We start from the raw sequence: 22,649 nt of genomic DNA, 5'->3' as shown, positions 1-22,649 counted from the left end.
ACTTAACCACCAGAACTATGTGCTGATCATGGAGGAGCCACCGGTGGAGTTCGACGTCACGATCGAGATCCCGAAGGGTTCGCGCAACAAGTACGAGGTGGACCACGAGACCGGTCGGATCCGCCTGGACCGTCGCCTCTTCACCTCGACCGCCTACCCGACCGACTACGGCTTCGTCGAGAACACCCTCGGCGAGGACGGCGACCCGCTGGACGCGCTGGTCATCCTGGACGAGCCGACCTTCCCGGGCTGCCTGATCAAGTGCCGCGCGATCGGCATGTTCCGGATGACGGACGAGGCGGGCGGCGACGACAAGCTGCTGTGCGTGCCGGCCACCGACCCGCGTGTGGAGCACCTGCGGGACATCCACCACGTGTCGGAGTTCGACCGCCTGGAGATCCAGCACTTCTTCGAGGTGTACAAGGACCTGGAGCCCGGCAAGTCGGTCGAGGGTGCCAACTGGGTGGGCCGCACGGACGCCGAGGTGGAGATCGAGCGGTCGTACAAGCGCTTCAAGGAGCAGGGCGGTCACTGACGACCTGCTGGTTTGATGATCGCGGGCCGCGGCACCCTAGGAGGGTGGCGCGGCCCGTTCGTATGCTCATGCGCATACTGAGGCTTTACGGAAGGTGTCGTTCAGGGAGCGTTGGGGAGTGACGGAGGCGGAGGACCGCAAGCCCCGGTCGGACGAGGCGAGAGGCTCGTACGACCCGGAGATCACGTCGGAGTTCGCCGTTCCGGCCGGGCTCGCGGTGCCCAGGACGGTCGGCGGTGAGTCCGAGACGACCTCCGAGTTCGCCGTGCCCCAGGGGCTGGGCACGCCGCAGGTGCCGAGCCCCGAGCCGGAGGGGTCGGCGTTCAGCACGCCCAGCACCTACAGCGCCGCCCAGGCCCCGGCCGCCTTCACCCCGGCGACCGGGATTCCGGTGGTCAGCCTGGTGAAGGACGCGCCCTGGCAGGACCGGATGCGCGCGATGCTGCGGATGCCGGTGGCGGAGCGGCCGGCGCCGGAGTCGGTGCAGAAGGTGGAGGAGGAGGGTCCGGCCGTCCCGCGCGTGCTGGACCTGACCCTGCGTATCGGTGAGCTGCTGCTCGCAGGCGGTGAGAACGCCGAGGACGTGGAGGCCGCGATGTTCGCGGTGTGCCGCTCCTACGGTCTTGACCGGTGCGAGCCGAACGTGACCTTCACGCTGCTGTCCATCTCGTACCAGCCCTCCCTGGTGGACGACCCGGTGACGGCGTCCCGGACGGTGCGGCGCCGGGGCACCGACTACACGCGTCTGTCGGCCGTCTTCCGGCTGGTGGACGACCTGTCGGACCCGGAGACCCACATCTCGCTGGAGGAGGCCTACCGGCGCCTCGCCGAGATCCGCCGGAACCGGCACCCCTACCCGGGCTGGGCGCTCACCGGGGCCGCGGGGCTGCTGGCGGGAGCGGCCTCCCTGCTCGTCGGCGGTGACGCGATCGTGTTCGTGGCCGCCGCGCTGGGCGCGATGCTCGGCGACCGGCTGGCGTGGCTGTGCGCGGGGCGCGGCCTGCCGGAGTTCTACCAGTTCACGGTGGCCGCGATGCCGCCCGCAGCGATCGGCGTGGCGCTCACGGTGACCCATGTCCACGTGGTGGCCTCCGCGGTCATCACCGGTGGGCTGTTCGCGCTGCTGCCGGGGCGGGCGCTGGTGGCGGGCGTGCAGGACGGGCTGACCGGCTTCTACATCACCGCCTCGGCGCGCCTGCTGGAGGTCATGTACTTCTTCGTCGGCATCGTCACCGGCGTACTGGTGGTGCTGTACTTCGGCGTGAAGGTGGGGGCCGAACTCGATCCGGACGCGGCGGTGAACATCGCCAACCGCCCGGTGATCCAGATCATCGCGTCGATGCTGCTGTCGCTGACCTTCGCGGTACTGCTCCAGCAGGAACGGTCCACCGTGCTGGCGGTGACCCTCAACGGCGGTGTCGCGTGGTCGGTGTACGGGGCGATGCAGCACGTCGGCGGTATCTCCCCGGTGGCCTCCACGGCCGTGGCCGCGGGCCTGGTGGGCCTGTTCGGTCAGTTGCTCTCCCGCTACCGGTTCGCTTCCGCCCTGCCGTACACGACCGCGGCGATCGGGCCCCTGCTGCCGGGCTCGGCCACCTACTTCGGGCTGCTGTCGATGGCGCAGAACAAGGTGGACGAGGGCCTGGTCTCCCTGGCCAAGGCGGCCTCGCTCGCCATGGCCATCGCGATCGGGGTGAACCTCGGCTCGGAGATCTCCCGCCTGTTCCTGCGGTTCGGCTCCGCGGAGGGGCGGCGGGCGGCCAAGCGGACCAGGGGGTTCTGAGGGCTTGCCGGAGGGCTCTACTGGCGGTAGTTGCCCTGGTCGTAGTCGTACGGATACTGCTGCTGGTCGTGTTCCTGCGGGTACTGCTGCTGGCCATATCCCTGGGGGTACTGCTGCTGGCCGTAGTCCTGCGGGTACTGCTGCCCGCCGTGGTACTGATCCTGGGAACCGTACGGCTGCTGCTGGCCGTAGGCCTGCTCCTCGTACTCCGGGTACTCCGGGTACTCCGGCTCGATGCGGCGCAGCCGGGTCGTCGCGTCGTCCATGGCGGGGGGCTGCCGGCGCGGCTGGGGCTGTTCGGCGGGCGGGGCGTTCCTGGCCTTGGAGCGGGCGCGCAGGAACTCGATGGCGATCGGGACCACCGAGATCAGGACGATCAGGATGAGGATCGTCTCGATGTGGTCCCGTACGAGCGCGTGCTTGCCGAGCCAGGAGCCGAGCAGGGTGACGCCCGCACCCCACAGGACGCCGCCGATGACGTTGAAGGTCAGGAACGAGCGGTACCGCATGCCGCTGACGCCGGCGATGATCGGCGTGAAGGTGCGCACGATGGGCACGAAGCGGGCCAGGACCAGGGACTTGGGGCCGTACTTCTCGAAGAACTCGTGCGCCTTGGTGACGTTCTCCTGCTTGAACAGGCGGGAGTCCGGGCGGTTGAAGAGGGACGGGCCGACCTTCCTGCCGAACATGTAGCCCGCCTGGTCGCCGAGGACCGCGGCGAGGCAGATCAGGGCGATGGCACCCCACAGCGGGAAGTCCAGGTCGTTCGTCGTGATCAGCAGGCCGCAGGTGAACAGCAGCGAGTCGCCCGGCAGGAAGAAGCCGATGAGCAGGCCCGACTCGGCGAAGACGATGAGCAGCAGGCCCCAGACGCTGTATGTGTCGAGCAGGTAGTTGGGGTCCAGCCAGCTCGGGCCTAGGGCGAGTGTCATCACGGGTCCGGGCTCCTGAGGGGGTGAAGTCGATCGCGGCGTCCTTGCGCGCCCGCACAAAGCTATCAACGCGATGTGCCCGCCCCAGGTTCCACCGGTGCCTCCAGGATGCACTGTGCGGCGACTGGCACAAAGCTGTGAGCCATGGGAATCGACGACTACGGCGGCGGCCAGGGGCCCCAGCCGGACGTGCTGGTGGTGACCACGAACGACGTGCCCGGATACGTGGTCCAGGAGGTACTGGGCGAGGTCTTCGGGCTGACCGTGCGCTCCCGGCATGTGGGCAGTCAGATCGGCGCGGGCCTGAAGTCGATGATCGGCGGCGAGCTGAAGGGGCTCACCAAGACGCTGGTGCAGACCCGCAACCAGGCGATGGAGCGGCTCGTCGAGCACGCACGCGCGCGTGGGGCCAACGGGGTGCTGATGTTCCGCTTCGACGTGACGGAGGCGGCGGACGTCGGCACGGAGGTGTGCGCGTACGGGACGGCGGTGGTCCTGGCCCGGAAGTAGTCCCCCGGGCCAGGCGATCACGCGGTGTGACGGGCGGCGTTCGCGAGGATCGCCTCCTTGAGGTGCTCGGCCAGGCCCTCCCGCATGGAGTCGTAGAACGCCTTGAAGCGCTCGTCGGCGACGTACATCTCGGCCAGGCAGCGGTGCATCTCGTACCCGCATTCGTAGTACCACCCGCTGATGTGCTGCCGGTGTTCCTCGGCCATGTCCATCGCCGCCTCGCCGGCCGGCGGCTCCCCGGCCTCCATCAGGGCGGTGTAGCGCTCGCTCCAGGCGTCGACCTCGGCCTGCAGCCGTTTCCAGTCGTCCTTGGTGTAGCGGGCGGCTCGGCGCTGTGACTCGGCGTACGCCTCCGTGCCGCCCCAGCGCTGTTCGGCCTCCTCGGCGTACTGCTCGGGGTCCTTGTCCCCGAAGACCTCGAACCGTTCCTCGGGCGTGAGGTTGATGCCCATCTTTCGTGCCTCCATGGCGTGTTCCACGGCCTCGGCCATCTCGCGCAGCTTCTCGATCCGGGCGGTCAGCAGTTCGTGCTGGCGGCGCAGGTGCGCGCGCGGGTCCACCTCCGGGTCGTCGAGCAGGACCGCGACCTCGTCGAGCGGGAAGCCGAGCTCCCGGTAGAACAGGATCTGCTGCAGCCGGTCGAGGTCGGCGTCGCTGTAGCGCCGGTGCCCCGCGTGGCTGCGCTCGCTCGGGGTGAGCAGGCCGATGTCGTCGTAGTGGTGCAGGGTGCGCACCGTGACTCCGGCGAAGCCGGCGACCTGTCCCACTGAGTAGCTCACTTCGTCCGCTCCCTTCTCGGTACGGGCTCCAGGCTGGGCCCTCACGCCACGTGAGGTGCAAGCCCAGGACGCTTCGGGATGTTCAGTCCGCTTTGCCCACTTATGGTGAGCTGGTGGCCCAGGACACCGCGCCGCAGGCGCCCCCGACCCCGCCGGCGACGCCCGCGCGTGACCTGCTGCCGCTGATCCTGCCCGCGGTCCTCGTCGGGGCCGGTTCGAGCCTGCTGTATCTGCTGGTGAGCGGGCTGGCCGAGCGATTGCAGGGTGTCCTTTGGGGGCCACTGCCCGACGCGCTGGGCATCGGACCGTACTCCGTGCTGTGGATGCTGGTCATGCTCACCGCGACCGGGATCGCCGTGGGGCTCGTCGTGTGGAAGGTCCCCGGCCACGCGGGGCCCGATCCGGCCACCCTGGGGATGAGCGCCCGGGTGCTGCCCGCCGTGGTGCTGCCCGGCCTGCTGCTGGCGACCGCGCTGATGCTGGCGGGCGGCCCGAGCCTCGGCCCCGAGAACCCGATCATCGCGGTGAACGTGGGGCTCGCCTTCTGGCTCGGCCGCAGGCTGGTGCCGCGGATGCCGGGGGCGGTGTGGCCGATGCTCGCGGAGGCGGCGACGATCGGCGCCCTGTTCGGCACGCCGGTGGCGGCGGCGCTGGTCTTCTCCGAGGCGCTGGCCGGCCGGCAGCTCAGGGGCGCCCTGTGGGACAACCTCTTCGCGCCGCTGGCCGCGGGCGCCGTGGGTGCCATGACCACCACCCTGCTGGCCCACCCCACCTTCGACCTCGGGCTGCCTCCGGTCGGCAATCACCCCGGCTGGGGCGATCTGTCGGCCGCGCTGGTGGTCGCCTCGCTGGCCGCGCTGTTCGGCATGTGCGCGGTGTACGCCTTCCCGTACGTCCACAGCGTCTTCCGGCGGCTGCGGCACCCGATGCTGGCCCTTCCCGCCGGCGGGTTCGTCCTGGGGCTCCTGGGAGCCCTGGGCGGTCATCTGACGCTCTTCAAGGGGCTGGCGGAGGTGGAGGAGCTGGCCAAGAGCCCCGACGGCTGGTCGGCGGGGCAGTTCGCGACGATGACGGTGGTGAAGCTGGCCGCGCTGCTCGTCTCCGCCTCCTGCGGGTTCCGCGGCGGGCGGATCTTCCCGTCCATCTTCATCGGCGCCGCCTTCGGGCTCACCGCCCACGCCCTGGTGCCGGGGGTGCAGCCGGCGGTCGGCGTGGCGGCGGGGGTGCTGGGCATGCTCCTCGCCGTCACCCGTCAGGGCTGGGTGAGCCTGTTCACCGCCGCGGTCCTCGTGGCCTCACCGACGATCATCGCCCTGCTGTGCATCGCCTCACTGCCGGCCTGGCTGCTGGTGACGGGGCGGCCCCAGATGCAGTTGCGCGACGACGGAACTCCGATCCGCTGAGCCTCGTTCCCAAAAGAAGGCAGGAAGGCACCCCATGGCACTGCACAAAGGCACCGGCAAGCCCGACGAACGCCCCATGTCCGTCAACCCCTTCTTCGGGGAGGCGAACCCGGTCGTCGAGATGACCGAGGCCCCGCCCAAGCACCGGCTCCCCGACGGGCCCCTGCCGCCGACCACGGCGGCGCAACTCGTGCACGACGAGCTGATGCTGGACGGCAACGCCCGGCTGAACCTGGCCACCTTCGTCACCACCTGGATGGAGCCGCAGGCCGGGGAGCTGATGGCGCAGTGCCGGGACAAGAACATGATCGACAAGGACGAGTACCCGCGCACCGCCGAACTGGAGCGGCGCTGTGTGGCGATGCTCGCCGACCTGTGGCACGCGCCGGACCCATCGGCGGCCGTGGGGTGTTCGACGACCGGCTCCAGCGAGGCGTGCATGCTCGCCGGCATGGCGCTCAAACGGCGCTGGACGCGGCGCAACGCCGACCGCTACCCGTCGGCGGGCGCCCGCCCGAACCTCGTCATGGGCGTCAACGTCCAGGTCTGCTGGGAGAAGTTCTGCAACTTCTGGGAGGTGGAGGCCCGCCTGGTGCCCATGGAGGGCGACCGGTACCACCTCGATCCGCAGGCGGCGGCCGAGCTGTGCGACGAGAACACCATCGGGGTCGTCGGCATCCTCGGCTCCACCTTCGACGGGTCGTACGAGCCGATCGCCGACCTGTGCGCCGCCCTGGACGACCTCCAGGCGCGGACCGGGCTGGACGTCCCGGTGCACGTGGACGGCGCGTCCGGCGCGATGGTGGCGCCCTTCCTGGACGAGGACCTGGTGTGGGACTTCCGCCTGCCGCGGGTGGCCTCCATCAACACCTCGGGGCACAAGTACGGGCTGGTCTACCCGGGCGTCGGATGGGCGCTGTGGCGCGACAAGGAGGCCCTCCCGGAGGAGCTGGTGTTCCGCGTCAACTACCTGGGCGGGGACATGCCGACCTTCGCCCTCAACTTCTCCCGGCCGGGCGCCCAGGTCGTCGCCCAGTACTACACGTTCCTGCGGCTGGGCCGGGACGGCTTCCGGGCGGTGCAGCAGGCCACGCGTGACGTCGCGCGCGGGCTGGCCGACCGGATCGAGGCGCTGGGCGACTTCCGGCTGCTGACCCGCGGCGACGAGCTGCCCGTCTTCGCCTTCACCACCGCCGAGGACGTCACGGCGTACGACGTGTTCGACGTCTCCCGGCGCCTTCGGGAGAGCGGCTGGCTGGTGCCGGCGTACACCTTCCCGCCGAACCGGGAGGACCTGGCCGTCCTGCGGGTGGTGTGCCGCAACGGCTTCTCCGCCGACCTGGCCGAGATGTTCGTCGAGGACCTGGGCCGCCTGCTGCCGGAACTGCGCCGGCAGCCGCAGCCGCTGACCCTGGACAAGGAGGCGGCCACCGGGTTCCACCACTAGGGCCTGTCTGACAATTCCCGTCGTCCGCCCGAAGGGCGGGCCCCGCGGCGGCGATGGGGGTCCCCCCGCGCGAGCGCGTTCGAGCGTGGGGGAGCGTGCGATCGCAAGGCGCCGGAGCGCCCTCGATGGGGGTCCCCCCGCTCGAGCGAAGCCGAGAGTGGGGGAGGAGCCACGTGGGCGGTTCGGCAACGCGGCATGGGGGTCCCCCCGCGCGAGCGAAGCCGAGCGTGGGGGAGTGCGTGCCAGACGCCGCGGGGCAGGCGGGAATTGTCAGACAGGCCCTAAGGTCTGCTGCCGGAGCTCAGTTTCCGGCGAGGGCGACCAGCTCGAACGCCGTTCTGCCGTCGAGCGACTCCCGGATGATGTCGGCGTGGCCCGCGTGCCGGGCTGTCTCCCGGATCAGGTGCAGGCAGAGCCAGCGCAGCGAGACGGCCGCGTCCGGCGGGAACCAGGGGTCGTTCGGCAGCGGGAAGGTGTCGTCGAGGCTCGGGGCGGAGCGGACGAAGGCCTCCGTCTCGGCCGCGACCTCCTCCCAGTACGCCAGCTGGGAGGCGAGGGTCTCGCCGTCGACCAGCTGGAAGCACTCGTGCCAGTTCGACTCGTCCCGCTTGACCGCCGGCTGCTCGCGCTTGGCCCGGGCCACCCAGGCCTGTTCGACCTCGGCGACGTGCTTGACCAGCCCGGCGAGCGACAGCTCACTCGCGCTGGGCCGGCTCGCGGCCTGCTCCTCGGTCAGCCCCAGCACCGCCCGCCGGATGCCGCCGCGCTCCGCGGCGAGGTAGGAGAGCAGCGCTCCCCGCTCGTCGCCCCGCACCTCTGCGCTCACGTGAGTGACCATGACCGGCCGCCTTTCGTCGGGTTGGCTCCTGCTGCCTGACACCGACGACGTTACGGACCCTTGCGGTCAGGTTCTGTCCGCAAGCACCCAGCGCCCCGGCATTAGAACGGGAACACGCTCCGCCCGTACTGCACCGAGATCCACTTCAGCGTGGTGAAGGCGTCGAGCGTCGTCTCGCCGTTCAGCCGGCCGATCCCGGAGTGCTTCTCGCCGCCGAAGGGGACCAGCGGCTCGTCGTGGATCGTGCCGTCGTTCACGTGGAACATGCCGGTGTCGATGCGCTTGGCGAAGGACACCCCTCGTTCGACGTCCGCGGTGTGGACGGCGCCGCTCAGGCCGTACGGCGTGTCGTTGACGATGCGGACCGCCTCCTCCTCGCCGTCGAAGGGGACGAGCAGGGCGACGGGGCCGAAGATCTCCTTGTGCAGGAGGGAGGAGCCGGACGGCACGTCCGTCAGGACGGAGGGCTCCACCAGGTTGTCGGTGGTCGAGCCGCGCACCAGGAGCGTGGCACCCTCGGCCACGGCCTGGTCGATCGCGGCCGAGATGGTGTTCGCCTGGAGGGAGTTGATGACCGGGCCGATGAGCGTCTGCGGGTCGCTCGGGTCGCCGGTCTTGAGCGTTCTGACCTTGGCGACGAACTTCTCGGTGAACTCGTCCGCGACCGAGCGGTCCACCAGGACGCGGTTGGCGGCCATACAGACCTGGCCCTGGTCGGCGTACCGGCTGAAGACGGCCGCGTCGACCGCGTAGTCGACGTCGGCGTCGTCCAGCACCACCAGCGCGCTGTTGCCGCCGAGTTCGAGGACCGTGCGCTTGAGCTGCGCGGCGCACACGGTGGCGATGTGCCGGCCGACCTTGTCGGAGCCGGTGAAGGAGATCAGCTTGGGGACCGGGTGCTCGATGAAGGCGTCGCCTATCTCGGCTATGTCGGTGAGCACCACGTTCAGCAGGCCGGGCGGCAGGCCCGCGTCCTCGAAGAGCTTGGCGAGCAGCGTGCCGCCGCAGATCGGGGTGTCCTGGTGCGGCTTGAGGACGACGGCGTTGCCGAGGGCGAGGGCCGCCGCGACCGGCTTGACGGACAGCAGGAAGGGGAAGTTGAAGGGGCTGATGACGCCCACCACGCCGACCGGGACGCGGTAGAGACGGTTCTCCTTGCCGTCGACCGGCGACGGCAGGAACCGGCCCTCGCAGCGCAGCGCCAACTGGGCCGACTCGCGCAGGAACTCCTTGGCCAGGTGCAGTTCCAGCTGTGCCTTCATACGGGTGCCGCCGAGCTCCGCGATGATCATCTCGGTGATCTCGGTCTCCCGCTCCTCCAGCAGGCGCAGGACCTTCTCGAAGAAGACACGGCGGGTGTAGGGGTTGGTCTCGGCCCACTCCCGCTGGGCGCGGGCAGCCGCCCGGTAGGCCTCGTCGACCTCGTCGGTGGTGGCTATGGTGATCGAGGCCAGCTTCTCGCCGTTGTACGGGTTGAAGTCGATGATGTCCCAGGAGCCGGTGCCCGGGCGCCACTCACCGTCGATGTACTGCTGGGCCAGGTCGGTGAAGCAGGACGACATGTGATCCCTCGATCCCTTGCTGCCGAAGCGGTCGAGACAGACACCCGATCAACTTCACGGTCCGATGAGACTGATCACACGTCATCGTACTTGTGATTTCGGTGAGTTGGGGTGCCACCTGGGATACGACGCCATGAGATGTCAAGGGCGCCTCGTGCGCCTCCCGCCAGGACGGCTCAGGACAGCTGGAGCAGTCCCCGCAGCAGGTCCCGGCTCTCGTCCGGTCCGGGGCTGTCCTGCTGGAGCTCCTTCAGGGCCTGCTCGTACTGGGCCACGTCCTCGCGCTTGTCCAGGTACAGGGCGCTGGTCAGCTGCTCCAGGTAGACCACGTCCGACAGGTCGGACTCGGGGAAGCTGAGGATGGTGAAGGCCCCGCTCTCGCCCGAGTGGCCGCCGAAGCCGAACGGCATGATCTGCAGCCGGACGTTGGGCCGCTCCGAGATCTCGATCAGGTGCTGGAGCTGCCCGCGCATCACCTCGCGGTCGCCGTACGGCCGGCGCAGGGCGGCCTCGTCGAGCACGATGTGGACGTCGGGGGCGTTCTCGGCGACGAGGTACTTCTGCCGCTCCAGGCGCAGCGCCACGCGCCGCTCGACATCGGCGGTGCTCGCGCCCTTCATTCCGCGGCGCACCACCGCGCGCGCGTACTCCTCGGTCTGCAGCAGGCCGTGCACGAACTGCACCTCGTAGGCCCGGATCAGGGCGGCCGCGCCTTCCAGGCCGACGTAGGTGGGGAACCAGCTCGGCAGCACGTCGGAGTAACTGTGCCACCACCCGGCCACGTTGGCCTCCTTGGCGAGGGAGAGCAGGGAGTCGCGCTCGGCCTCGTCCGTGATGCCGTACAGCGTCAGCAGGTCTTCCACGTCCCTCGTCTTGAAGCTCACCCGGCCCAGCTCCATCCGGCTGATCTTCGACTCGGAGGCACGGATCGAGTAACCCGCCGCCTCGCGCGTGATCCCCCGCGCTTCACGCAGTCGCCTGAGTTGTGATCCGAGCAGCATGCGCCGCACCACCGATCCCGGCTCTCCCGCGCTCACGTTCGCCAGCCTCCCCAACCGTCTTCAGGGGCCGCAGTCTGCCACTAAAACACTTCGAGCAGTACTCATCCGGTTACGGAAACGGAAAGAGGCCATTGATTTGGCACAGGAAGTTGCAAGGGAGAGGTGTGGGACGTGCATGAGCTTGGCGGAAAAAATGACCTACAAGCGGTACGGGGCGGCTCAATTCGGTCTCGTGCACGTGCATCTGCCCTTGCATCTGCTGTGCGCATCCGAAACCATGGTGCAGCGCCACCGCTGCATCGCAACGACCGCGAATTCCCGGGAGTGCCTCGCATGGGGACGAATGGATCGACCATGCTCGAGCCGTTACGGCAGGGCCTTCCACCGCTGGATCCCGCGGCCGTGTCCAGCGCCGCCTCCTGCGCCTTGCCCGCCCGCTACGAAGCGGTGCGCGAAGCCCGCGTGTTCACCCGCCGGACGCTCGACCAGTGGGACGTGGGCGACCGCTTCGACGACATATGCCTGGTCGTCTCCGAACTGGTGACCAACGCCCTGCGGCACGCGCTTCCGGGTGATGCCGGGCCGTGCCAGGACCAGGCGTCGCCGGTGCGGCTGCACCTGATGCGGTGGACCGAGCGGCTGGTGTGCGCGGTGCGCGACCCCAGCCATGACACCCCGGTCGCGCGCGACTCGGAGGACTTCTCGGCGGAGTCGGGCCGCGGCCTGTTCCTCGTCGACTCCTTCAGCGACAGCTGGGGCTGGCACCCGCTGGCCGGCACCCTCAACGGCAAGGTCGTCTGGGCGCTGTTCCGGCTGCTGCCGGCCGAACTGCAGCCGGCCGAATAGCGAAACGCGGCGTCGTCTGACGCCGCGTTTCTACGCGCGTCCGCGCAAGCGCTTTCTGCGGGGTGAGCAGGTCGGTCGCGCGGGTGCCCGGCGCGAGCGGATCAGCCGGCTATCAGGTGGTCGAACTCGCCGTCCTTGACGCCCAGCAGCATCGCCTCGATCTCCGCGCGCGTGTAGACGAGCGCGGGGCCGTCCGGGAAGCGCGAGTTGCGCATCGCGACGTCGCCCCCGGGCAGCCGGGCGAACTCCACGCAGGAACCCTGCGAATTGCTGTGCCTGCTCTTCTGCCAGGCCACTCCGTCCAGCTGCGCGGCAGCCATGCCGTTGTACACGTCGTACCCCCCGTACACGCCGTCAACGTCGCGGTCCACAGGTCGCTCCCCGGTGGTGCACTTGGCTGTTGTGGCCATAGATGCGGTGGTCAACTGACCCGGATCATAACCCCGTTCACGTGCAGATGCATGAGCAGATGCACGTGCACGCGGGGTGTTCCTCCGGTTACAGCTTTGACGAGTGCTTTACCGACCGTTTCACCGAAGCCGTTGCAGCGTCTGCCCCAGAGCTTGTAGGACATGCGAACGCCAGCCCCCGTCCGGATCGAATCCTTCGTGCACTAGGAAGAGACGCGTACCGCGCCCTTACTGTTCCAGCGTCCACGTGTTGGTCCGGTCCGTGGGATCGGCATCACATGCCGTGGGATCCGCATCACACAGCGGATCCCCGCCGGGCACACAGAGTTCCTCCTGGCGAGTACTGGTAGCTTGCCGCGGTACCGCCGACCGACCGGCGGCCGTTTCCGGCTACAGCTTGGGAGCATGCAGTGACTTCGCCGACCAGGAAGGTGGCGCCGACGGCGCCCATGAGGGTACGGACAGTGGCCGTGGCGGCGGGGCTGGCGGGCGCGCTGGCGCTGACCGCGTGCGGCGGCGGCGACTCCAAGGACGACTCCTCTACGGCCCCGAGCGCGTCCGCTTCGGCCCCCTCGGCCTCTTCGTCCGCGGACACCGGGGGCGGCACGGGCGGGGTCACGGGCTCGTCCGCCAAGCTCCAGGGCAACTGGCTCGCCATGACCGACGGCAAGGCCGTCGCCCTGGTCGTCACCGGCAAGAGGGCCGGGCTGTTCGCGACCGGCGGCACCGTGTGCAACGGGACCGCCGGCGAGGAGGCCGGGATGGAGATGATCCACCTGACCTGCGCCGACGGCAGCAAGGACCGGGCGACCGGGATGGTCGACTCGACCGGCAAGGGCTCACTCAGAATCACCTGGTCGGGTAAGGCCGGCAAGGAGACGTACACCAAGGCCAAGGGCGGCAAGCTGCCGTCGGGGCTGGCGACGGCGAGCTTCCCCGCGTCCTGACCGGTGGGGCGTGCGACGGGACTCCGCGCGCGGGCGCGATGATGCTGGGGCACCGTCACGCTCTCGACAGGGACACCATTCATGCGCGTCATTCCGCTCACCGTCACCGCCCTCGCCGCCGCCCTCGTCCTGACCGCCTGCGACGACGGCGGTGGCAGCGGCGACAAGGGCAAGGGCAAGAACAGCACCGCCTGCGAGATCGGCGGGGTCTCCGTGCAGATCGGCTCCGCGAGTGTGGCACCGGCCGCCGGGGACACGGGCGAGGTGCCCGTCAGCATCACCAACCAGAGCGCCCCGTGCACCCTGGAGCACTTCCCGGGCGTCACGCTCGAGGGGAACGGGGCCACGGTGAGCCTGTCCGCCCAGCAGGGCGCGAAGGCGCAGAAGCTGAAGCTCGCCAAGGGCGACTCCGCCTCCTTCACCATCACGTACGTACGGGGCGCGGCGGGCGGCAGGAACAGCCTCGCCGCCAAGACCGTGAAGATCACCCTGCCCGGCGGCACCGCCGCCCAGAGCTTCCCCTGGAAGTACGGTCCCGTCGAAGGGAAGACCAAGGCCGGCGACCAGGCCTCGGTGAGCGCCTTCCAGCAGGTCGGCGACTGAGACTCGGCCCGGCCGGGGCTCAGTCCAGGCGCGGGCGGGCCCTGACCTGGGCCCGGTCCGCCGCCTGGGCGCCCTCCGTCCAGCCCGCCGCGTCGCTCACGCCGCGCAGCCGGGTCGTGGTGGTCTCCGGGAACAGGTTCTCCAGACGGTCGGTGACGGCTATCTCCCGGGTGGCCAGGACCGGGAGCAGGTCCTGGGTGACCTGGGTCTCGGCGGCGGCCGCGAGGCGCTCGCCGACGCGGTGTGCGTAGGCCGCGAGGAACGACTGCCGGAAGGTCTTCGTCCGTTTCCGGCCGCCGGCGCGCTGGGCCGCCTCGGCCTTCGTCATCGCGTGCGTGGCCTGCACGAGGAGTGAGGTGTAGAGCAACTCGACCGCCTCCAGGTCCGGCTCGAAGCCGACGACCGTGGAGAAGGCGAGCGGTTCGTTCCACACCGCCCGGCAGTGGTTGGCGGTGGCGACCGCGTCGAGCAGGACCGCCTTGGCCTGTTCGTACGGCGGCTCGACACCGATCCGGCAGGCGCCGGGCGCGTCCGCCGAGGGCGCGCCGGCCGCGAGCAGCGCCTCGTCGATGCTGTGCCGGGCCATCAGCTCCTGCGCCTTGGCACTCAGCGCCTCCGCCTCCTCCGGATACCCGGTCGCCTCCGCCTTGGCGAGCAGGGCGCGGATCCGGGTGAGCATGCGAGAGGCGGGCCGCTGCTGTTCCTGGCGGGGCTCCTCCAGGGGCTCCAGCGCGGGCAGCCGCAGCAGCAGGCGGTACAGCTCGAGGACGGCGGTGGCGTGCGAGAACCGGTCGGCCACGCGCGCGGGTCCGTCCGGGTCCGGAAGGGCATCGAGCTGCGCCGCCCAGCGCCGGCCGCGCGGCCGGTCCCCCGGCACCTGCGCCCGGATGAGCCGCGCCGCCAGCGCCACATGCGCGTCGTCCAGCTCGCGCCGCACCAGCCGTACGACATCGGCGGGCTGCCAGCCGCGCCGCCAGGCCGCCGCGACCAGCTCCGCGCCACGCCGGGCCAGTTCGGCGTCCGCGCCGGGGTCGGCGGCGAGGAGGGACGCACCCGTGTCCAGGCCGGGGTCGGAGTCGTCGTACAGGGCGGCCCCAAAGGCGCGCTCGACGGTGCTGGTCTCGCTGCTCACCCGTCGATCGTGCCATGGGCCGCCGACAGCGGGCGGGGGTCGTCCACAGCCTGTGGACAACCGGCCGTATCCCGTTCCGTCTCACTCCTCGAAATTCGGTCGACCCACCGCCGAGTCGCGCCAAGCTGGTCGGCATGGTCGACACATCTCTCTACGCGGCGTTCCTCGTCGCCGCCTTCGCGCTCTGTGTCACTCCCGGTCCCGACATGATGTTCATCGTGGCGATGGGCGGCCGGGGCGGGCCCTCGGCGGGGGTGACGGCCGCTGTCGGGGTGGCCTGCGCGATGTTCGTGCACACCATCGCCGCGGCACTCGGGCTGTCGGCGCTGTTCCTGACGCTGCCGGTGCTCTACCACGTGCTGCGCTGGGCGGGCGCCGCCTATCTGCTGTACCTCGCGGTCAAGGCGTTCCGCGGCGGCTCGGTGCCGGCCGAGGCGGACGGGCCCGCGGGCGCGGGACGGCGGCGGGCCTTCTGGCGCGGGGCCGTCACCAATCTGCTGAACCCCAAGGTGATCCTCTTCAACGTGTCCTTCCTGCCGCAGTTCGTGGACCCCGGGCTGGGTCATGTGCGGGAGCAGTTCCTCCTGCTCGGCGTCACGATCACGGTGATGGGCCTGGTGGTGGACGGCTCGGTCGGGCTGCTGTCGGGGAAGCTCGCCGGGCTGCTGCGGCGCAGCCGGCGGGTGGCGCGGGGGCTGGACCTGTTCAGCGGGACGGTGTTCGCGGGGCTGGCGGTGCGGCTGGTGGCAGCGCCCAAGTAATGGACCCGGCCACTGTCAACTTCGGGTTGACGCCTTCAGGGTGTCAACCTAAGGTTGACACATGTCGACGAACCCGACCACGTCATCCGTACGTCTCGACGACCTCATCGCGGCGATCAAGAAGGTTCACACCGAGCCTCTCGACCAGCTCCAGGACGCGGTGATCGCCGCCGACCACCTCGGCGAGGTGGCCGACCACCTGATCGGCCACTTCGTGGACCAGGCCCGGCGTTCCGGTGCGTCCTGGACCGACATCGGCCAGAGCATGGGCGTCACCCGGCAGGCCGCGCAGAAGCGGTTCGTGCCGAAGGAGTCCACGGACCTCGACCCGAACCAGGGCTTCGGGCGGTACACCACGCGCGCCCGCAACGTGGTGATGAGCGCACACAACGAGGCCAAGGCCGCTCCAAACACCGAGGTCGGGCCGGCCCATCTGGTCCTCGGCCTGCTCGCCGAGCCCGACGGCCTGGCCGCCAAGGCGATCGCCGCCCGGGGCGTCTCCGCCGACGCCGTGCGGGCGGCCGCGACCGCCGCGCTCCCGCCCGCCGCCGAACAGGCCCCGGAACTCGTCCCGTACAACTCCGACGCCAAGAAGGTCCTGGAACTGACCTTCCGCGAGGCCCTCCGCCTCGGACACAACTACATCGGCACCGAGCACGTCCTGCTGGCCCTGCTGGAGTTCGAGCACGGCACCGGGGTCCTGTCCGGCCTCGGCATCGAGAAGGAACCGGTGGAGACCGCGCTCGCCAAGGCCCTGGAGCAGTATCTGCAGGCCCCGCCCCAGTCGAGCTGAGGCCATTGTCAGACCCCCCTGCCACACTCCAGTCATGACCGACCGCTGGGCACTCGCCCCGGCCGAGGACGGCGGCGTGGAGCTCGCCCCCCTCGGCCCGGACGGGCTGCCCTGCGGGCCGGTGCGGCGGGAGCCCGATCCCGCCGGGGCGGTGCGGAGCCGCCCGGAGGTGACGCGCTGGGTGTGGCGGTCGACCGCCGAGGTCTATCCGCGTCTGCTCGCCACGGGGGTGCGAGTGGAGCGGTGCTACGACATCGAGGACGCCGAGACGCTTCTGCTGGGCCACGAGGGGCGGTACGGCGAGCCGCGTTCGGCCGCCGCCGCCCTGGCCCGCCTCCGGGGCGGCCCCGTACCGCCCGATCCGCCGCAGCGGGCCGCCGAACCGGGCGCGCAGTCCCCGCTGTTCGAGCCACAGGGCACCCGCCTGCCGCTGACGGACCTCCTCACGGTCTACGCCGAGCAGCAGCGGCGGCACGACCGGGCCGCGCACCCCGACCGGATGCGGCTGCTGACGGCGGCCGAGTCGGCGGGGATGCTGGTGGCCGCCGAGATGAACCGCGCCGGCCTGCCGTGGAGCGCCGGAGTCCACCGCGAGCTGCTGCGCGACCTGCTCGGCGAGCGGTACGCGGGCGGGGGCGAGCCCCGCCGCCTGGCCGAGCTGGTGGACGAGGTCTCCACGGCGTTCGGCCGCCGGGTGCGGCCCGACCTGCCCGCGGACGTCGTCAAGGCCTTCGCCCAGGCCGGGATCAAGGTGAAGTCCACCCGCCGCTGGGAGATCGAATCCCTCGACCACCCGGCGGTGAAGCCGCTGCTGGAGTACAAGAAGCTGTACCGCATCTGGGTCGCGCACGGCTGGGCCTGGCTCCAGGACTGGGTGCGCGACGGGCGGTTCCGGCCGGAGTTCCTCGCGGGCGGGACGGTCACCGGACGCTGGGTCACCAACGGCGGGGGCGCCCTGCAGATCCCCAAGGTGATCCGGCGGGCGGTGGTCGCCGACCCCGGCTGGCGGCTGGTGGTCGCCGACGCCGACCAGATGGAACCGCGGGTGCTGGCGGCGATCTCCCGGGATCCGGGGCTGATGGAGGTGGCCGGCCGGGCGAGCGACCTGTACCAGTCCGTCTCCGACCGGGCCTTCTCCGGCGACCGCGCGCAGGCCAAGCTCGCCGTGCTCGGCGCGGTCTACGGCCAGACCTCCGGTGACGGCCTGAAGAACCTCGCCGCGCTCAGACGCCGCTTCCCCAAGGCGGTGGCGTACGTCGATGACGCGGCACGGGCCGGCGAGGAGGGGCGGCTGGTGCGCACCTGGCTCGGGCGGACCTGCCCGCCCGCGGCCGGGGCCGGCCAGGACGCGGCGGAGGAGGCGGGCATCCCGGTCGGCGACGAGGAATCCGACGGGCAGCAGTGGGTCCCCGGTTACGCCTCCACCAACGCCCGCGCGCGTGGCCGCTTCGCCCGCAACTTCGTCGTGCAGGGCAGCGCCGCCGACTGGGCCCTGCTGCTGCTCGCCGCGCTGCGCCGGGCCTGCGCGGACCTGGCGGCCGAGCTGGTCTTCTTCCAGCACGACGAGGTGATCGTGCACTGTCCCGAGGAGGAGGCCGAGACGGTGGTGGCGGCGATCCGGGAGGCGGCCGGCCTGGCGGGGCGGCTGACGTTCGGCGAGACGCCGGTCAGGTTTCCGTTCACGACCGCGGTGGTGGAGTGCTATGCCGACGCCAAGTGATCACCCGTCCGCCGCGAGCAGCTCCCGCAGCTGTGTCACGACCGCCTTCTCGTCCGTGCCGTCCAGCGCGGCGATCGCCTCGCGCCAGGCCTCGTACGCCTCCCGAATACGCCCGTCCTCGCGCAGCAGGAACCCGTGCTGGTGGCGGGCGAGGCCGCCCATGTAGCGGTCGGCGCGGGCGTCCGCGCGGCTCAGCAGCTCGGCGCACTCCCGCCCGGCGCGTTCCACGCGGCCCAGCTGCCTGAGCGCGCGGACCAGGCCGAGCCGGGTCTGGGACTCGCCGTGCCAGTCGCCGTGCCCGCCGAGGATGCGCAGGCTCTCCTCGAAGTGCGTGGCGGCGGCGGCCGGTTCGCCCAGGGCGAGGTGGGCGTAGCCGATGTTGCAGTGCGCGGAGTGCTGCACGATGACGGCACCGATCGCGTCCCCGATCGCCAGCGAGCGCCGGTGCTGCTCGATGGCGGCGCGCGGGTCGGTGTGCTCGTACAGATTGCCTAGGTGGCTGTAGGTGATGGCCTCACCGTAGGGGTCGTCGAGCTGCCGCGAGTACTCCAGGCTCTGCCGCAGGGCCTCGCCGGACTCCGCGTACCGGCCGAGGCCCTCCAGCAGCAGGCCCCGGTTGTTGAGGCAGCGGCGGATCCAGGAGACCGTGCCCAGCCGCCGCCAGAGCGTCAGGGCCTGGTCGGTGAGGGCCAGGGCGTCGTTCTGCCGGCCGGTCAGGAAGTGCAGCCCCGCGAGGTCGCCCAGCGCGTACGCCTCGGCCGCCTCGTCGCCGAGCCGCCGCGCCACGCCCAGGGCGGCCCGGCCGAGCACCTCCATCTCGGCCAACCGGCCGCCGCGCTGGAGACAGGGGAAGAACAGCCGTACCAGAGTGGCGAGATGGGCGGCCTGCCGGTCGTCGGGGGTCTCGGCGTACCGCTCGACCAGGGCGACGACGCTCTCCAGCTCCTCGTCGCCCCAGGCGAAGGCCTCCTCGGCGGAGGCGAAGGGGGGTACGGCCCGCACCTCCGCCGCGTGCGCGGGGGGCTGGGCGGCCGTCGGGCGGCGGCGGTCGTCCTGGTCGAGGCCCGGTTCCACGATCGCGGTGAGGGTGCGCTCGGCGACGGCGGCGTACCAGCGCAGGGCTTCGGTGGCGGCGGCGGTGTCCTCGCCGGCGGTGGTGAGTTCCCGGGCGAAGTCGCGGACGAGGTCGTGGGGCGCGTACCGGCCGTAGGCGGTCTCCTCCAGCAGGGCGACATCGACCAGGCGGTCGAGGGCGGCCTCGGCCCGGCGCTCGTCGGTGCCGGTGAGACGGGCGGTCAGGGCCGCGCCGTACGCGGGCAGGTCGAGGGCGCCGATGCGGCGCAGGGCGCGGGCCGCGTCCCGGTCGGCCTCGCGCATGGAGGCGGCGAGCGCGTCGTGCGCGACGGCCAGGGAGCGGCGGACGCTCAGGTCGTCGTACTCCAGGTGGTGCAGGCGGCCTTCGGTGGCGGCCAGTTGGCCGGCGAGGACGTCGGGGGTGAGGGCGCGGCGGGCGGCGAGCCGGGCGGCGACCACCCGCAGGGCGAGCGGCAGCCGGCCGGTCAGCTCGACGAGGGGGTGCCCGGCGTCGAGCCCGTCGCGGCCGGAGACCGTGCGCAGCAGCGCCGCGCTGTCCTCGCCGGTCAGCGGCCCGAGCGGGAAGCGGGCGGCACCGTCGAGGGCGGTCAGCGGGGAGCGGCTGGTGACGATCACCGCGCATCCGGCGCCGGCCGGCAGCAGCGGCCGTACCTGCGCGGCGTTCGCGGCGTCGTCCAGCACCATCAGGGTGCGGGTCGGCGCGAGCAGGGAGCGCAGCAACGCGGCGGCCGCGTCGGGGTGTTCGGGGATGCCGCGGGGGTCTGCGCCGAGGTCGCGCAGGAGGGCGCCGAGGGCCTGGGCGGGGGGCAGCGGGGTCATACCGGGGGTGGCGCCGTGCAGGTTGACGTACAACTGCCCATCAGAGAAACGTTCCCGCAGCTGATGTGCCACATGCAGGGCGAGCGCGCTCTTGCCGACGCCGGCCATACCGCTGATGACGGCGACCACGGGGGTGCGTGCGGGGCCGTCGTCCGCGCCGCCTTCGACCGCGCCGCCTTCGTCCGGGCTGTCTTCGTCCGGGCTGTCTTCGTCCGGGCTGTCTTCGTCCGCACCGGGCCGGGCGAGGGCAGCGCGCAGGTCCTGGAGTACGGCTGCGCGGCCGGTGAAATGAGCCGGTGGCGGCGGGAGCTGAGCGGGCCGGGGCGTCGCGTCCTTGCGCGTGGACGCGGGGACGTGCGACGGGTCGGGGGTCTCCTCTCGGGGCGGCGCGCCTTCGTCGTCCTCCGGGCCCGGGGGCAGGGTTGCCGCCCCGGCCTCCGGCACTCCCCGCAGCACCTCGACATGGGCTTTGCGGATCGCCGGGCCCGGCTCGATGCCGAGTTCCTCGACCAGTCGGGTGCGCAGATCGCGGTGGACTGCGAGGGCCTCGGCCTGGCGGCCGGTGCGGTGCAGGGCGAGCATGAGCTGGCGGTGGAAGGCCTCGCGCAGGGGGTGTTCGGCCACCATGGCGGCCAACTCCGGCACCAGGGCGGGCAGTCGGAGGCCGCCGAGGGCCAGCTCGGCGTCGTACCGCCACTCCAGCAGGAGCAGCCGTGCCTCATCCATGCGCTGGACGAAGGCGTACCCGCCGAGTTCGGCGGACAGGCCGCTCAGCGGCGCGCCCCGCCACAGCGCGAGCGCCGCCGTGCAGGCGCGCAGCACGCCCGCCCAGTCCCGGCGGCCGTGCGCGGCCCGTGCCTCGGTCACCCGCGCGTCGAAGACGTGCACGTCCAACTCGCCGTCGTGGACATGCAGCTGATACCCCGGGGCAACGGCCCTCAGCCGCTCCGGATCGTCGAGGATCCGGCGCAGCCGGGTGACGTGGTTGTGCAGCGAGGCCCGCGCGGAGGCGGGCGGCGCACCGCCCCACAGCGCGTCCTTGAGCGAGTCGACCGACACGACCCGGCCGGCCTCCAGCAGCAGCGCGGCGAGCAGGGCGCGCACCTTGGGGCTGCCGATCGGCCGTACCGAGGGGGCGGAGCCGCTGCGGTCGCCGGTGTCGTGGGTGTGGCTCGTGCGGGAATCCTGGACGAGCGGGTCAGCGGCGTCCTCCACGGCGTTGTACGAAATACCGTACGCCGCACGGTCGTACAGGACGGGTGGTCCCAGCAGTCCGAACCGCAGCTCGCACCGCCGCATCTCGCCGTTCACTGCCTTCCCGCCCGGTCATGCCGGACCGTGCCCCCCGGCGAGCGTGTACCCGCCGTCCATGGCGGAATTCCGCCCTGTCTCCGGCGGTTTCCCGCCACCTGTCCTCTGTCGGTTACCGCCGGAATCCGTTACGGTTCCCGCCTACGGCCGTCGTCACGCGGCGAGTTCACGCCATCCGACCAGCTGCCTCAGAAGAAACCGTTGGCCACATGTTAGCGATCCGTTGGCGTGGCCTGATGTGATCATTCCATCGGATCTGGCCCGACGGCGCGCGCGTATGACGCGTAACTCGGGGGAGTGTCGCCGCAGGCCACATCCGGGGACGCAAGAGGGCTCCGGTCGGCGGAGGTGACCGACCGGGGCCCTTGTCCCGTCCGCCTCCCCCGTTCGGCTCGCGTCAGATGACGGGCGGGCGTCCCAGGCGGGTCAGCCGCCACACCGTCCGCCAGCGCATGGGCCGCCGCTCCCCGGCGGATTCGCGCAGCCCTTCCATGAATCCGCCGAACCAGGCCCTGAGACCGGCGGCCGACCGGGTGCGTACGAGGGTGAGGAGCGTCCACACGCCCAGATGGACCGGGATCAGCGGCAGGGGCAGCCGACGCCGGACCAGCCAGACGCGGTTGCGGGCGGTCACCCGGTGGTAGATGGCGTGCCGGGCAGGCGAGGTTTTCGGGTGCCGCAGGAGCAGCTCGGGCGCGTAACGGATCTTCCAGCCGGCGTCGACGGCCCGCCACGCCAGATCGGTCTCCTCGTGCGCGAAGAAGAACTCGGCGGGCCAGTCACCGGTTTCGGCCAGCATCCGCATGCTCAGGGCGTGCCCGCCGCCGAGGAACCCGGTCACGTACCCGCCCCGCATCGGATCCGAGGCGCCGACCCGGGGCACGTGCCGCTGCTGGGTCTCGCCGTTCTCGTCGGCGATGCGGAAGCCGACGATGCCCAGGCGCGGGTCGGCGGCGTACAGGTCCCGCACCCGGCGCAGTACGTCGGCGTCGACCAGCAGCCCGTCGTCGTCGAGGTCCACCACGACGTCCACGTCACCGAACTCCCGCAGCCGGGCGAGGGCGACGTTCCGGCCGCCGGGGCAGCCGAGGTTCTCGTCCACGTCGACGGTGGTGACCTCGCCGGGCAGTGACAGCCGCCGGGCGAACTCGGGCAGCCTGCAGCCGTTGCCGACGATGACGATCCGGGCCGGGGCGAGGTCCTGCTTGGCCACGGACTCCAGCAGGGCGTCGACTTCGGCGGGCCGGTTGCCCATGGTCACCACGGCTACGGCGATCCTCGGCTCGACCACGTCCACGTCCTCACCCCATCCGGCCGACGGCGGCCCCGCGCTCCGCGCGCGAGGTCCACCGTTCACCAAGATGTTGCCTCAGGGGCGCCAGTGCTCCCGACTTCGGTTTACTTTGCGGCGGCTTTGCTCCT

At 71.5% G+C, this 22,649-nt stretch carries 20 protein-coding genes and 1 pseudogene; 11 read left to right on the top strand and 10 right to left on the bottom strand.

Translation table 11 applies throughout. The features are described 5' to 3' along the window. Nucleotides 1-43: 43 nt before the first annotated feature. Together ACH45E_RS11005 and ACH45E_RS11000 are read left to right on the top strand one after the other, a co-directional pair. The gene (locus ACH45E_RS11005) at nucleotides 44-535 is read left to right on the top strand and encodes an inorganic diphosphatase (RefSeq protein ID WP_046730908.1); all 492 of its coding nucleotides are present in this window, start codon (nucleotides 44-46) and stop codon (nucleotides 533-535) included. A 118-nt stretch (nucleotides 536-653) separates the two neighbouring features. Next, nucleotides 654-2,318: a threonine/serine exporter family protein gene (locus tag ACH45E_RS11000; RefSeq protein ID WP_361446070.1), complete on the top strand. Its 1,665-nt coding sequence runs from the start codon at nucleotides 654-656 to the stop codon at nucleotides 2,316-2,318. Nucleotides 2,319-2,335: 17 nt separating this feature from the next. Here the strand turns inward: ACH45E_RS11000 and ACH45E_RS10995 are convergent, their stop codons facing one another. Then, on the bottom strand, nucleotides 2,336-3,253 hold the full coding sequence (locus tag ACH45E_RS10995; RefSeq protein ID WP_361446072.1) for a VTT domain-containing protein: 918 nt from the start codon (nucleotides 3,251-3,253) through the stop codon (nucleotides 2,336-2,338). Between the two features lie 141 nt (nucleotides 3,254-3,394). On the opposite strand from ACH45E_RS10995, the gene ACH45E_RS10990 reads away from it, so the two are divergent. Further along, complete coding sequence (locus ACH45E_RS10990; RefSeq protein WP_361446074.1) at nucleotides 3,395-3,760, top strand: YbjQ family protein; 366 nt, start codon at nucleotides 3,395-3,397, stop codon at nucleotides 3,758-3,760. 17 nt (nucleotides 3,761-3,777) lie between these two features. On the opposite strand, the gene ACH45E_RS10985 is transcribed toward ACH45E_RS10990, so the two are convergent. Further along, nucleotides 3,778-4,539, bottom strand: coding sequence for a MerR family transcriptional regulator (locus ACH45E_RS10985; RefSeq protein WP_361446076.1), 762 nt, complete (start codon nucleotides 4,537-4,539; stop codon nucleotides 3,778-3,780). A 113-nt stretch (nucleotides 4,540-4,652) separates the two neighbouring features. Here ACH45E_RS10985 and ACH45E_RS10980 point away from each other — a divergent pair, with 113 nt between their 5' ends. Next, nucleotides 4,653-5,942 (top strand): ion channel protein, encoded by a 1,290-nt coding sequence (locus tag ACH45E_RS10980; protein ID WP_361446078.1) that lies wholly within the window; start codon nucleotides 4,653-4,655, stop codon nucleotides 5,940-5,942. A gap of 34 nt (nucleotides 5,943-5,976) precedes the next feature. Further along, entirely contained in the window at nucleotides 5,977-7,389 is a 1,413-nt protein-coding gene (locus ACH45E_RS10975) for a glutamate decarboxylase (RefSeq protein ID WP_361446080.1), read from the top strand. Nucleotides 7,390-7,690: 301 nt separating this feature from the next. Here ACH45E_RS10975 and ACH45E_RS10970 read toward each other — a convergent pair whose 3' ends face one another. The 3 genes from ACH45E_RS10970 to ACH45E_RS10960 form a co-directional block, all read right to left on the bottom strand. Next, nucleotides 7,691-8,227, bottom strand: a complete 537-nt coding sequence (locus ACH45E_RS10970; protein ID WP_361446082.1) for a DinB family protein — start codon at nucleotides 8,225-8,227, stop codon at nucleotides 7,691-7,693. A gap of 101 nt (nucleotides 8,228-8,328) precedes the next feature. Next, nucleotides 8,329-9,789, bottom strand: a complete 1,461-nt coding sequence (locus tag ACH45E_RS10965; RefSeq protein ID WP_361446084.1) for an aldehyde dehydrogenase family protein — start codon at nucleotides 9,787-9,789, stop codon at nucleotides 8,329-8,331. Nucleotides 9,790-9,965: 176 nt separating this feature from the next. Then, nucleotides 9,966-10,790 (bottom strand): helix-turn-helix transcriptional regulator, encoded by an 825-nt coding sequence (locus tag ACH45E_RS10960; RefSeq protein ID WP_361446421.1) that lies wholly within the window; start codon nucleotides 10,788-10,790, stop codon nucleotides 9,966-9,968. Between the two features lie 333 nt (nucleotides 10,791-11,123). Between ACH45E_RS10960 and ACH45E_RS10955 the strand changes: the two genes are divergently transcribed. Further along, on the top strand, nucleotides 11,124-11,636 hold the full coding sequence (locus ACH45E_RS10955) for an ATP-binding protein (RefSeq protein ID WP_399040427.1): 513 nt from the start codon (nucleotides 11,124-11,126) through the stop codon (nucleotides 11,634-11,636). Nucleotides 11,637-11,737: 101 nt separating this feature from the next. On the opposite strand, the gene ACH45E_RS10950 is transcribed toward ACH45E_RS10955, so the two are convergent. Then, the gene (locus ACH45E_RS10950) at nucleotides 11,738-12,007 is read right to left on the bottom strand and encodes a DUF397 domain-containing protein (RefSeq protein WP_399040425.1); all 270 of its coding nucleotides are present in this window, start codon (nucleotides 12,005-12,007) and stop codon (nucleotides 11,738-11,740) included. Nucleotides 12,008-12,166: 159 nt separating this feature from the next. Then, a pseudogene (locus ACH45E_RS10945) lies at nucleotides 12,167-12,343 on the bottom strand (SRPBCC domain-containing protein); the annotation flags it as partial. Between the two features lie 152 nt (nucleotides 12,344-12,495). Between ACH45E_RS10945 and ACH45E_RS10940 the strand changes: the two are divergent. Further along, nucleotides 12,496-12,993, top strand: a complete 498-nt coding sequence (locus tag ACH45E_RS10940; protein ID WP_361446088.1) for a hypothetical protein — start codon at nucleotides 12,496-12,498, stop codon at nucleotides 12,991-12,993. A gap of 81 nt (nucleotides 12,994-13,074) precedes the next feature. After that, a complete protein-coding gene (locus ACH45E_RS10935) occupies nucleotides 13,075-13,596 on the top strand; it encodes a DUF4232 domain-containing protein (protein ID WP_361446090.1) in 522 nt (173 codons plus the stop codon). 19 nt (nucleotides 13,597-13,615) lie between these two features. On the opposite strand, the gene ACH45E_RS10930 is transcribed toward ACH45E_RS10935, so the two are convergent. After that, nucleotides 13,616-14,728, bottom strand: a complete 1,113-nt coding sequence (locus ACH45E_RS10930; RefSeq protein ID WP_361446092.1) for a DUF2786 domain-containing protein — start codon at nucleotides 14,726-14,728, stop codon at nucleotides 13,616-13,618. Between the two features lie 134 nt (nucleotides 14,729-14,862). Here ACH45E_RS10930 and ACH45E_RS10925 point away from each other — a divergent pair, with 134 nt between their 5' ends. The 3 genes from ACH45E_RS10925 to ACH45E_RS10915 all read left to right on the top strand — a co-directional run bounded on the left by ACH45E_RS10925 (nucleotide 14,863) and on the right by ACH45E_RS10915 (nucleotide 18,002). Next, nucleotides 14,863-15,489 carry a LysE family translocator gene (locus ACH45E_RS10925; protein WP_361446094.1) on the top strand — a complete coding sequence of 209 codons (627 nt, stop codon included), beginning with the start codon at nucleotides 14,863-14,865 and terminating at the stop codon, nucleotides 15,487-15,489. Nucleotides 15,490-15,550: 61 nt separating this feature from the next. Beyond that, nucleotides 15,551-16,282, top strand: a complete 732-nt coding sequence (locus tag ACH45E_RS10920; RefSeq protein WP_361446096.1) for a Clp protease N-terminal domain-containing protein — start codon at nucleotides 15,551-15,553, stop codon at nucleotides 16,280-16,282. Nucleotides 16,283-16,316: 34 nt separating this feature from the next. Next, nucleotides 16,317-18,002: a bifunctional 3'-5' exonuclease/DNA polymerase gene (locus ACH45E_RS10915; protein ID WP_361446098.1), complete on the top strand. Its 1,686-nt coding sequence runs from the start codon at nucleotides 16,317-16,319 to the stop codon at nucleotides 18,000-18,002. Here ACH45E_RS10915 and ACH45E_RS10910 read toward each other — a convergent pair whose 3' ends face one another. Both ACH45E_RS10910 and ACH45E_RS10905 read right to left on the bottom strand, forming a co-directional pair. Continuing rightward, complete coding sequence (locus ACH45E_RS10910; protein ID WP_361446425.1) at nucleotides 18,003-21,215, bottom strand: BTAD domain-containing putative transcriptional regulator; 3,213 nt, start codon at nucleotides 21,213-21,215, stop codon at nucleotides 18,003-18,005. 409 nt (nucleotides 21,216-21,624) lie between these two features. Continuing rightward, on the bottom strand, nucleotides 21,625-22,518 hold the full coding sequence (locus ACH45E_RS10905; protein ID WP_361446427.1) for a glycosyltransferase: 894 nt from the start codon (nucleotides 22,516-22,518) through the stop codon (nucleotides 21,625-21,627). Nucleotides 22,519-22,649 lie beyond the last annotated feature (131 nt).

It is taken from the genome of Streptomyces sp. NPDC020299 (assembly GCF_044387825.1).
Lineage (GTDB): Bacteria > Actinomycetota > Actinomycetes > Streptomycetales > Streptomycetaceae > Streptomyces.
The sequence above is the reverse complement of the archived record's forward strand: the minus strand, read 5'-3'. Positions and strand labels throughout refer to the sequence as shown.